Origin of the sequence: Novosphingobium sp. 63-713, assembly GCF_001898925.1 — a bacterium.
In the GTDB taxonomy this organism is placed as follows: Bacteria; Pseudomonadota; Alphaproteobacteria; order Sphingomonadales; family Sphingomonadaceae; genus Novosphingobium.
Map to the genome: position 1 here is coordinate 1 of NZ_MKVS01000012.1, position 10,914 is coordinate 10,914.

Below are 10,914 nucleotides of genomic sequence, written 5' to 3' on the forward strand. Positions count from 1 at the left end.
CGCCCGGTCCCGCTGTGTCGTCCACTTCGTAGATCAGCAGGAAATCCCCGCCGATGTGGCATTCTCGTGTGCCTGCCCATTCGCCTTTCAGCGCGTGGTCCCGCCATTCAGGAGGCAGCGGGGCATCGTTCGCAATCAGCAGCAGCATCGCCTCCTTGAGCTGGCGCATGTCGTAGCGGCCAGAGCGAGAGAGGCGCTCCCAATCCTTCCTGAAAGCCTTGGCCAGATCGAACGTGCGCGGCAGCGTCGCCGCTTTATCCTTCTTTGCCATCGAGTTCGGCAAACATGGCATCAGGATTGGCAAAGCGGGCGCGGCGCTCGGCGATGATGGCACGCGCCTCATCCAGCGCGGCTCGGGTTTCGGCGTTGGGCACCTTCAGCTCCAGTGGGAACGCCTGATCGACCGCGATGCGGTGAAACAGCAGGCGCACGGCATCAGACGCCGTCAGCCCCATGGCTGCCAGCGCTTCGGTGGCCTTGGCCTTCAGTTCATTGTCCATGCGTATATGCAGCATGGAGCTTTGAGACGGCACATGGGGTGCGTTCATTTGGGGCTCCTGTATCTCAAATGAGAGATATGCCAAAAGCGCCAAAAGTCAACCAAGCGGCAGTCATGCGGCTGCCCAATGTGTTCATTTTGGGCCGCCGGTCATCTTGGTGTAGAGGTCGAACAGCTTTTCCAGGCGTTCCGTGTCGTTTTTGAACCGTCGGCCGATGTAGATGCGCTCCAGCACCTCGTCATTGCGTTCATGCGCGTGGCGCAGGTTTTCCGGCATGGTGTCGGGATCATAGAGATCCGCGATAGTGGCCGGGAAATGCGCCTCGCGCGCCAGCAGGATATCCTCGGCGCAGCAGGTGAGGTCGGCCTTGTTCTGCTCGGTCAACTTGGGCACGGGGAAGGTGTTCCAGCCAAGGGTGTTTGAGTAGGAAAAGTCAGTGCGCATACGCACGCAGACTGTGCCGATCCAGACCCAGTGCAGACGTGAGGCGATCAATGCCATGTTCCACAGGGGGGCGTCATAGAGGGCAAAAGCTTTTTCCTGAATGACTGCTTCTGGTTCAAGAACGCCAACGGGCAGATAGGGCCTATTCTCTGAACTGACTTTGGGAACAATTAGTGTGCGCTTTTGCGATGAAAATTGTTCCCGGAATCGATGAGGTGTGTCTGCAAGTTTTTGAGCAGTTTTATCCTGCTTGGCATCTCTCCGTGCTTTAGCAGAAGCGAGAAGCCGATCTGCAATTAACGGAATGTTGGTCGCAGTTTTTATGTCTGCATCACTTATCCAAAGGCATGCACGTGGAGCACCATTTATGAACTCCTGCGACCCGTATAGCGGGCGCACAAACCGTGATGCCTCGGGGTATTTTCGGATGATGTCTTGGCCTTCGGCCTTTGTGAAAATTAAGGCCGCGCCATAATATGGGTGATTGCCAACCTGCATCTCGGTAACCTCGGTTAGCGGCTTGCTTGAGGCCTCTACTTCCCGAGAAATGCCCGCAACCAGATATGCATTGATGTTGTCGACCTGCTTGGCGACGACGGTTCCGTCATCGGTCGAAGAAAATAGTGTTCTTGTTTTTTGTGGGTTGTTTGACATTCCGATAATGGAAACGGTAACGCCAGCCTTATTGCTGGCGAGATTGGACCATTTGAATGAATTTTGCGCAAAAGTGATTACATGGCCGGTATTGAAAATCAGGGGCCACAAAATCGAAACCTGTAATCCTTGGCAGATGCTATTTGTAGACACGAGGGCCGTGGTGGCAGTAGTCGCTGTGCCATAATCAGCAGCTTTCATGAACCAGCCTGCAACGTAGTCGAGCGATTTCCAATTTTTAACGCGGTGATCGAAGATGCTGCGAAGATCGGATTTATTTTCCTCGGACTGCCATTTGCTGCCCAGATAGGGCGGATTCCCGCAAATATAGGTCTCGCCGCCCTCGTTCTCGAAATCGATCTCGGTCTGGTTCAGAGGCGTGTTGAACAGATCATCGCCATGCACTTTCACCCCGGTCCCTGTGGGCGGGCACAAGCTTAGCCAATCCAGCCGAAGCGCATTCCCGCAGGTGATCCAGTTCTGGCTGTCAAGCGGCAGGAAATCGGCCAGCGCCTCCTTCTGACCGCGATAGAGCACATCGCACTGGAATTCAGCGATGATCAGTGCAAGGCGGGCGATTTCGGCGGGGAAGGGGCGCAGTTCGATGCCACGGAAATTGGTGGCGGGGATCACACTCTTGCGGTCCGCCTCGCCGCGCCGGGCGTTGATGACCGCCTCGATCTCGCGCATCTGCTTGTAGGCGATTACCAGAAAATTGCCGCTGCCGCAGGCCGGGTCAAACACGCGAATGCGCGCCATCCGGTTGCGCAGGTTGAGCAGCTTGCGCGGATTGTCGCCCGCCTCTTCCAGCGCCGCCCGCAGATCGTCGAGGAACAGCGGGTTCAGCACCTTCAGGATGTTGGGCACGCTGGTGTAATGCATGCCCAGTGCGCTGCGCTCGTCATCGTCAGCCACGGCCTGGATCATGCTGCCGAAGATGTCGGGGTTGATCTTCTGCCAGTCCAGATTGCCGATCTGGATCAGGTAAGACCGGGCAATGCGGCTGAAGCGCGGCACCTCGGTGCTGCCCGAAAAGAGCTGGCCGTTGACATAGGGGAACACGTCGGCCCAGCGCGGCGTGCCAGCAGCCTTGCGATAGCGGTCATCCAGTTTGCCTTCATGGCGCGTTGGCGTGTCCATCGCTTTGAAGATCGTGCTGATGACGTCATGCGTGTTGCTGGAATCGCGCTCCGACATGCGGTCGACCGTGGCTGTGAACAGCCCTTGACCGTTGAAGATGTCGGTATCCTCGGCAAAGAAGCAGAAGATCAGCCGCGCCATGAAATGGTTCATGTCGGCGCGCCGCTCGGCAGCCGCCCAGTCGGGATTGTCCTTCAGCAGCTCGACATAGAGCTTGTTGAGGCGGCTCGTCGCCCGGATGTCAAACGTGCTCTCCCGGATCTGCTTGACCGTGGTGATGCCGGCCAAGGGCAGAAACAGGCCGAAGTGATTGGGGAAGTCGGCATACTTGCAGGCGACGGTTTCGCCGCTGGCCAGTTCCTCAGCCTGAAAATCCGCGCCATCGGTTGCGAGAATGAACTTGGCCTTGGCGGCGGTGGTCTTGGGGCTGGCGCGCAAGGCTTGAAGCGTGGCGTCGACCTCGCCCGCTGGGCAGGTGGCAATGTGGATGTTGCTGCGCTGAAGGACGCCGCCCGGAACGTCCGAGCCATTCGAAGCGCCAGTGCGCAGCTTCTTGATCGTAGTGGCCTTGTTTCCAAAGGCTTCCAGAAAGGCATACGGAAATTCCGCCGCATCAAACGGGGCGGCGGCAAGATCGGTGATGGCTTGTTCAATTTCAACGGCGTTCATGGGCGATCACTAGGCCAGTTGCGGCATCTGCCGCAAGCGGGCGACCAGTCCATCAGGCGCGAATATATCGGAATGTTCAGGTCGGTCGGCATTCCGTAACCGAATAGGTTTTCTGATAAGTTCCTTAAATTGCCTGCTTCTCGCGCGTTGCGCCACTTGCGGCATAGCGCCCGCAGGGTATTGTGCGGAAGCAGTCACCAGAAGGAATTGGACTTGAAATTATTCAAGGCGGTCTTGACCTATGTTCTGGCTTTCATTGCCTGCATGTTTGTTGTGGCCACTGCGCTGCAAAGCTGGCCGGCGGGCATGCAGATATTGTTTGCGTTTGGTGTGCCAGGAGGCGTGGTTTGGTGGAGGCGATCAGTGTCTGAAAAAAAGATCACAAATCGTCCTTCATACCATTCAAGACAAGATAATGCCGAGCTCATCAAGGCATCGCGGGCGAGAGCGGAAAGAATTGCCCGTGAGTCGGCAGATGGTGTGCAAAGCCTGAGCGTCACTGGCACTTCTGGCGATACCTTGAGACCTCAGGGTGGCGGGCATTCTTCTTTGATACCTTATCGGCCCAAACAAAATAATGCCGATCTTATAAAGTCTTCCCGGGAGAGGGCCGAACGTCTCGCCCGTGAAGAAAGCAAACCACTGGTGTCGGACGCAAATTTCTGTGAGCCTCGTGGAGACGCTGTTCGAGCGCCTAAAGTCCGTCCGCCGTTGCCAGTTTATCGGCCCAATCAGGACAACGCGCAGCTTATTCAGGCTGGGCGTGAGGCTCGTTCTGCGTTGGCAGACGCTGCACAGCGCAGAACAGCATCAGTCCAGAAAATCCAGCAGGCCAGCCATTCGCAAGGCTGGGTGCCAAAGGGCCAGACGGTTCTTGTCGCCGGTCGGGTCTTGCCGGGGATGGTCTACGTTGGGGTAGCTCCAAGTGTGATCGGTGGAGGCTATGGCGAGTGTTGCCGTGCCTATATCGATCAGAAACAGCAGGTATCGTCCGTCGGTGCAGGCAAGAGCGACGATTACATGCCGTATTGGCCTGGGTATTCCAGTATTTCGGCTGCTTGTCGGGCAAATTATCTCGACTGGCTGGCAGATGGTGCCACGGATCCCACCATTAACCCCGGCTATATGTTTCTCTATTTTTATGGATTAGAGCGCCGCTTTCTCGTCGACAATCCACCTGAGGATGAAAAACGAGAGATTCTCGCTGAGGTTCAGCGCCTGCGAGAGCTGTTCAGTGCGAACCATTCTGTCCAGCGCTACCTTGGCGATTTCATTGACGTCGCCGGCCTCGTCCTCAGTGCCGACGATCTCAAAGCGCCCGTGTTCAAGAGTTGGACCTGGGAGCTTCCGCTCTCTTTGAAGGTCACGCTTGGGGGTATGATCGCCAATGACATTCCGTTGAGCGCCGAATGGCTGCTGAGTTGGTTCCTTTGCCACGGCGAAAAGCGGCTTCGCACACCAGCGCACCGCTGCGAGGATGAGTTTAAAGCGCTCTTTTGTAAAAAATTTGACCAGAGGTATCCCAAGGGTTTGAAGGTCGCAAAATCCAAAAAACAACTGAAATGTAGCTATCGCGCTGCTTCCGGCGAGTTCAGTAGAGATCTGCCAGTGACGGCAAACGGGCGGCCTGTGCTGGATGTTTCGGGTCTAACCAAGCCAGTCACTCTGGCACAGGCCATAGCCGATGAGGCGATGGACGAGTTGGATAAGCTCAGTCGCTTTCTGGGGCGCAACCCGGAACGCAAAGGGAGTTTTGAGGCCCATGCCTTGTTGCCAACCTGCCTTTGGGACCAGTTCCCATCCGAGCAGCGTCAGGATCTGATCAATTGGGTCAAGATTCGCATCGAAGCGGGAGGTTTGGTTCCCGTGGGCGAGGTGTTCGGCCAGATTGGGAATCAAGCAGTAGGAAAAATAACCAAGCGCCAGCTAACCGACTTGGCCGACGCGTTGGGCAGTCTTGGGTTCGGATTGGCACCCGATCCCCGATATGGGCTTCGCATGCCGAAAGAAGGGGAGCCTGTCGTCCTTTTTGAATGGGATGGATCCTGGGATGCCGAATCCGCGTCCACCGCATATCGCAAAGCCTTGATCGAGTTGGCGCTTGGCGCCTTTATTGCACAAGCCGATGGCCAAGTGAGCGAGAGTGAGCGGCATGCTCTGTTCAACCGGATAGCACGAGTGAGGGACGTTTCTGCGCTCGAGTGCAGGTTGCTTAAGGCCAATTTGGATTGGTTTCTGGCTGTTCCGGCCGATATTGCGACCTTGCGAAGCCGACTCAAGGATGTCGATGGCGATCAGAAGATGGCCTTGCGATCTGCAATGATTGCGATTGCTCATGCCGACGGCTTGATCAAGACCGAGGAGGTGGCCGGAATCGAAAGGATCTATCGCATTCTTGGGCTTGACCCCTCAACCGTCTACTCTGATTTGCATGCCGGCGAAGTCTCCGACGCCCCGGTGCGCGTGAAGGCGGCAGAACCGGGCGCGCCAGGAGAGGCCATTCCAGACGAACCTTCGACTTCAGAGTCGCAGCTTGATCCGAACCGGATCGCTGCCATACGCTCTGATACGGCCCGAGTTTCTTCCGTGCTTGGACAAATTTTCCAGAGTGAGCCGGATGTCGAGCCAGAGCCCAGCACCTCAGTGTCACCCATTGCTGGCCTTGATGCAAAATGCGCCGCTTTGGTCCGCGATCTTATAGCGAAGGACTATTGGAGCGAGGACGATTTCGCAGATCTGGCCAAGCGGCACGGCCTGATGCGTTTGGGCGCGCTTGAGGCCATTAACGAATGGTCGTTTGCGACCTATGACGAAGCCTTGCTGGATGAGCATGACGGTTACGACGTCACGGATGACATCGCGCAAGCGCTGAAAACGCAATTTGAGAAAGAGGTAGCCTGATGTCGAAGCTTAAACCCCGCGAACGTGACGCCATCGTTCAGGCGCTCCGCGCAGGCGTTGTCCCGAAGCTGGGCTTGAGGCATCTCCAGGTCGGGCGGGCGCACGAGATCGAGGAACTCGTCAAGGATATTGATCGGATAGCTGATGGCGGTTCTGCCATTCGGTTTATCATCGGCGAATATGGCTCTGGCAAAACCTTCTTCATGAACCTCATCCGGCTGGTGGCGCTGGAAAAGGGGCTGGTTGTCATGTTTGCAGATCTCGCGCCGGACCGCCGATTACATGCGACGAGCGGACAGGCGCGCAGCCTCTATGCCGAAATGGCCCGGAATCTCGCCACGCGCTCCAAGCCTGATGGCGGAGCCTTGACCAGCGTGGTTGAGCGCTTTGTCAGTCAGGTGCAGCAGGAGGCGGAAGCCAAAGATCAGTTGACTGGAAGTGTGATCCGGGAGCGCCTTTCCCACTTTGAGGAAATGACGGGTGGCTTCGATTTCGCGGAGGTGATTCGGCGGTATTGGGAGGGGCATGAGGCAGGCGATGAGGATCTGAAATCCGCCGCTCTGCGTTGGCTGCGTGGCGAATTCTCAACCAAGACCGATGCCCGCAAAGCGCTTGGCGTCCGCACGATCGTTGATGATGCGAGCGTTTATGATCATCTGAAGTTGATGTCTGCCTTCGTCTGCGAGGCGGGATACAAGGGCTTGCTCGTCGGCCTGGATGAAATGGTGAACCTCTTCAAGCTAAGCTCGGCGCAGGCTCGAAATGCCAATTATGAGCAGATTCTGCGGATTCTCAATGACGTGCTTCAGGGCAGCGCCGAACATCTGGGTTTTCTATTGGGAGGCACGCCGGAGTTCCTGATGAACACCCGCCGCGGCTTGTACAGCTACGAGGCATTGCAATCCCGACTGGCTGAAAACACGTTCGCTCGTGACGGCCTGATCGATTTGTCAGGGCCAGTCATTCGCCTTGCCAGTCTAACGCCGGAAGACCTGTTCGTCCTTCTGTCCAACATTCGCGCGATCATGCAGGGGGAGGACGATGCATTGCCCGATGCCAGTTTGGAGGCATTCATGGCGCATTGCTCTTCGCGGATCGGGGAGGCTTATTTCCGCACGCCCAGAAACACCGTGACGGCTTTCGTCAACATGGTGGCAGTCTTGCAGCAAAACCCGGGCATTGAATGGACCGACCTGATCGAGAAGATTGAGGTCATGGAGGACCGGGGCGATGACATGGCTGACATCGACGAACAAGTCGGTGCTGCACCAGTCGACGATGACCTCGCCGCTTTCCGTTTGTGACGTCCGCATTCGATAAACTCGCCAGGCCAGTCCAGCGATGGATCCGGGCGCAGGGCTGGCGAGAATTGCGCGATATTCAGACGAGGGCGATTCATGTCATCAGGGACAGCCAGGCCGATGTGATCGTTGCCGTATCGACAGCGGGAGGCAAGACCGAGGCTGCTTTCCTGCCCTTGATTTCCGAAGTCCTTGAAGCGGAGGTAGGCGGAATTGGAGGGTTTGATCTACTCTACATAGCGCCGCTCAAGGCGCTGATAACCGATCAGGCAAACAGACTGGAGGCAATCTGCCAAGAGGCGGAACTTCCAGTTGTGCCTTGGCACGGTGACGTTGCTGCTTCGATCAAGACCCGGGCGACCAAGCGCCCGCGCGGCATTTTGCTGATCACGCCTGAATCGCTGGAAGCTTTATTCATTCGCCGTGGACTTGATGTTCCGCGGCTTTTCCGTTCTGTACGCGCGGTCGTACTCGACGAAGTCCACACCATGCTCGACAGTGAGCGCGGCGTTCAACTGCGCTCACTGCTCACGCGTCTGGAACTGGCCATCGGCCGGCCAGTCAGGCGAATAGGGCTTTCAGCGACCTTGGGCGATATGGCACAGGCTTGTGTTTATCTGCGCCCTGATGACGCTGCTCATGTTCAAGTGATTGAAGCGAACGGGGGAGAGGCCGAGCTTCGATTGCAACTGCGTGGTTACGTCGCAGGCGGTTCTGACAAAAGCATCCCGGCGCCAACAGAGCTCATTGCGAAGCATATTTTCGATCACCTGCGTGGCACCGATAACTTGGTCTTTGCAGGTTCACGCCAATCAGTTGAAATCTACGCTGATCGGCTGCGGACTATGTGCGAGGACGCCCGCCTCCCGCAGGAATTTTATCCTCACCATGCCAGCCTTTCCCGTGATCATCGCGACCTAGTCGAGCGGAGGCTCAAGGATGGCAAATTGCCTACTACTGCGATTTGCACCTCCACACTGGAGCTTGGGATCGACATCGGGGATGTAAGCTGTGTGGCGCAGATTGGCGCCCCATTCAGCGTTGCCTCTCTCAGGCAGCGCCTCGGGAGATCTGGGCGCCGCGCTGGCAAGCCGGCCATCCTTCGCCAATATGCCGTTGAAGCCATGCTCGATTCGAAAAGCAGCTTTGCGGACAGGCTCAGGCTAGGCCTCATCCGGTCAACCGCCATGATCGAATTGCTACTCGAAAAATGGTGCGAGCCTGCGCAATCGGGGGCTTTGCACCTTTCGACTCTGGTGCATCAGATATTGTCGATCATAGCCGAAAAAGGTGGCGCCCATGCCCCTCGGCTCTATCGTGTGCTCTGTCAGGACGGACCGTTCCGCCAGGTCAGTTCAGCCATTTTTGCCGAGGTCTTGCGCGCCATGGGGCAGGCAGATCCCGCTCTGATTGAACAGGCCAAGGACGGCCTATTGTTGTTGGGGCCAATGGGGGAAACTTTGGTTTCCCATTACAGCTTCTATGCCGTGTTCCAGACACCGGAAGAATACCGGCTGATTTCGGATGGAAAGGAGTTGGGCACTCTGCCAGTCGACAATATGGTCGCACCGGGCATGATGCTCATATTTTCAGGGCGGCGCTGGTTGGTCCAAGAGGTAGATGATCGTGCCAAGGTCATTCTTGTCACGCCCGCCAAGGCCGGCACCCCACCGATTTTTGGCGGTGATGCCGGCATCATCCATGACGTCGTGATTGAAAGGATGTTTTCGGTCCTAAAGCGGAATGACAGCCCCACCTATATGGACGCTACGGCCCGGGACCTACTGTCGGAAGCGCGCTCAAACTTCGCCCAGATGCACTTCTCTCATGGAAGGATCGCACAAATCGGCGAAGGAGAATGGATCGTCGCTACCGGCCGCGGTACGGTCAAAACAACCACCCTCGCCTTTGCGTTGAGGGCGCGGGGCTTTACCGTCCAAATCTTCGATGGCTTTCTTGAGGTTTTGATCGCGAAGAGCACGCAGCCTCTGGAAGCTGCACTGAAAGACCTCGCAGACGGTGCCGATGCCAAGCTGTTTGCGGGTAATGCAAATTTGATGACGGAAAAATTCCACCCCTATCTTTCAAAAGCGTTGCTCGAGATCGACGTATTGGCGGTTCGTCTCGATGAAAACAGTTTGCCTGCGCTTGCAGAGAATATTCTTTCTGATAGCGCACTGGTTCAAGGGATCTGAGGTTTGTCGATGGGGCACCTAGCGTCACTCGCTAATCGATCGATGCAGAGTTTTGTTTGCAATATGTTCCGTCTTCGATTATTCTATTGCTATGCCAGAAATAGACGAAATCGCCCAGCTCAAGGCTCAGGTCGACCAACTGACGGCTGAGAACGCAGCCTTGCGCGAGGCTGGCTTCCGTGGGTCGAAGGCCGAAGCGCTGATGGCGCTCGAGTATGACCGCATCCCGACGTTCATGAAGAGCCAGCAGGCCATTGCGTGGCAGAGGAAGATTGCCACAGCGGTCATGATTGTTGTGCCGTTCATCTTGATTGCGGTCGCGATTTTCGGGGGGCTTTATGCCTTTCGGGACCATCAGCAACGTCAAGAAATCGCCGAGAGGCTTGATCGGGTCCATTCTGCCTTCCAGGCAGATCCCGCTTTTCAAGCCCAGAAATAGCCTACTGCACATTAGGGTTTGAGGTCATCACGAATTTTAGTTCCGTCGGCGTTTGCAGACGTCGCCCTTGCTCCAAACTCCCGTCTGGCCGCCGCATCATCTCCAGCCACTTGTGCCGCCCCACGCTGGATCGCCGCTCTGGCCGCCTCATCGCCCGGCGCATGATGGCCCGTTCCCGAATCAGCATTTGACCCACGAGGTGTGCGGCCGGGCGCTAATCCTGCGCTGCGGCGGCCCTGCGGCCGTGGCGCTGCCGACGGCATGGAAAACTCAGCGGGTGCTGGCACAGTACCCATCGTTGTCGCGGGATCCACCAGACCCGCCCGAACCGGCGCCAAACCCTCGGCCGCATATTGCTCAAGAATTCGCCCAACGATCATGTTGCGGACTTCGCGCTGATGGGGGGATGGTGTGGTGTTGGTGAGTGATGGCGCGCCCAGATCGCGGAACTCAGGGCTTGCGGCCATTTCGGCATATCGCGAGGCAATGACCTGGCTCATGTCGTCGGAGATCTGGTAGCCGTTGCTGCGCGAGAGCGAGGCCATGCGTTCGAGGCGCGAGCCGACCTCATCCGAGCGCGTGGCTTGCCGCTCCAGCGATTGCGCCTCGGAAAAGTCGCGCTCGATGGCGTGGCGCTTTTCCGAGAAGTTCTCGACCCGGTGAAAGGTGCC

7 protein-coding genes and 1 pseudogene are annotated in these 10,914 nt (G+C 57.0%); 4 read left to right on the forward strand and 4 right to left on the reverse strand.

Going from position 1 to position 10,914, the window contains the following annotated elements; translation table 11 throughout:
- The 3 genes from BGP00_RS07575 to BGP00_RS07585 form a co-directional block, all read right to left on the reverse strand.
- Positions 1–271 (reverse strand): type II toxin-antitoxin system YafQ family toxin (locus BGP00_RS07575; RefSeq protein ID WP_292925730.1); only part of this gene is annotated, 271 nt, incomplete at its 3' end.
- Positions 255–548: a type II toxin-antitoxin system RelB/DinJ family antitoxin gene (locus BGP00_RS07580; protein WP_292687920.1), complete on the reverse strand. Its 294-nt coding sequence runs from the start codon at positions 546–548 to the stop codon at positions 255–257. The genes BGP00_RS07575 and BGP00_RS07580, both read right to left, overlap by 17 nt.
- An 84-nt stretch (positions 549–632) precedes the next feature.
- Complete coding sequence (locus BGP00_RS07585; protein ID WP_292687918.1) at positions 633–3,407, reverse strand: DNA methyltransferase; 2,775 nt, start codon at positions 3,405–3,407, stop codon at positions 633–635.
- Positions 3,408–3,620: 213 nt separating this feature from the next.
- Between BGP00_RS07585 and BGP00_RS07590 the strand changes: the two genes are divergently transcribed.
- From BGP00_RS07590 to BGP00_RS07605, 4 genes are all read left to right on the forward strand, one after another.
- Complete coding sequence (locus BGP00_RS07590; protein ID WP_292687916.1) at positions 3,621–6,308, forward strand: TerB N-terminal domain-containing protein; 2,688 nt, start codon at positions 3,621–3,623, stop codon at positions 6,306–6,308.
- A complete protein-coding gene (locus tag BGP00_RS07595) occupies positions 6,308–7,612 on the forward strand; it encodes an ATP-binding protein (protein WP_292687914.1) in 1,305 nt (434 codons plus the stop codon). Before BGP00_RS07590 ends, BGP00_RS07595 begins: the two co-directional genes overlap by 1 nt.
- A 65-nt stretch (positions 7,613–7,677) precedes the next feature.
- On the forward strand, positions 7,678–9,804 hold the full coding sequence (locus BGP00_RS07600; RefSeq protein ID WP_292687912.1) for a DEAD/DEAH box helicase: 2,127 nt from the start codon (positions 7,678–7,680) through the stop codon (positions 9,802–9,804).
- 91 nt (positions 9,805–9,895) lie between these two features.
- On the forward strand, positions 9,896–10,243 hold the full coding sequence (locus BGP00_RS07605) for a hypothetical protein (RefSeq protein WP_292687910.1): 348 nt from the start codon (positions 9,896–9,898) through the stop codon (positions 10,241–10,243).
- An 11-nt stretch (positions 10,244–10,254) separates the two neighbouring features.
- On the opposite strand, the pseudogene BGP00_RS07610 reads toward BGP00_RS07605, so the two are convergent.
- Positions 10,255–10,914 (reverse strand): annotated as a pseudogene (locus BGP00_RS07610) (conjugal transfer protein TraG); the annotation flags it as partial.

Excerpts from the sequence above, each read along its gene's own strand:
- BGP00_RS07580 (WP_292687920.1), bottom strand. The coding sequence starts at position 548 with ATGAACGCACCCCATGTGCCGTCTCAAAGCTCCATGCTGCATATACGC.
- BGP00_RS07585 (WP_292687918.1), bottom strand. The coding sequence starts at position 3,407 with ATGAACGCCGTTGAAATTGAACAAGCCATCACCGATCTTGCCGCCGCC.
- BGP00_RS07595 (WP_292687914.1), top strand. The coding sequence starts at position 6,308 with ATGTCGAAGCTTAAACCCCGCGAACGTGACGCCATCGTTCAGGCGCTC.
- BGP00_RS07605 (WP_292687910.1), top strand. The coding sequence starts at position 9,896 with ATGCCAGAAATAGACGAAATCGCCCAGCTCAAGGCTCAGGTCGACCAA.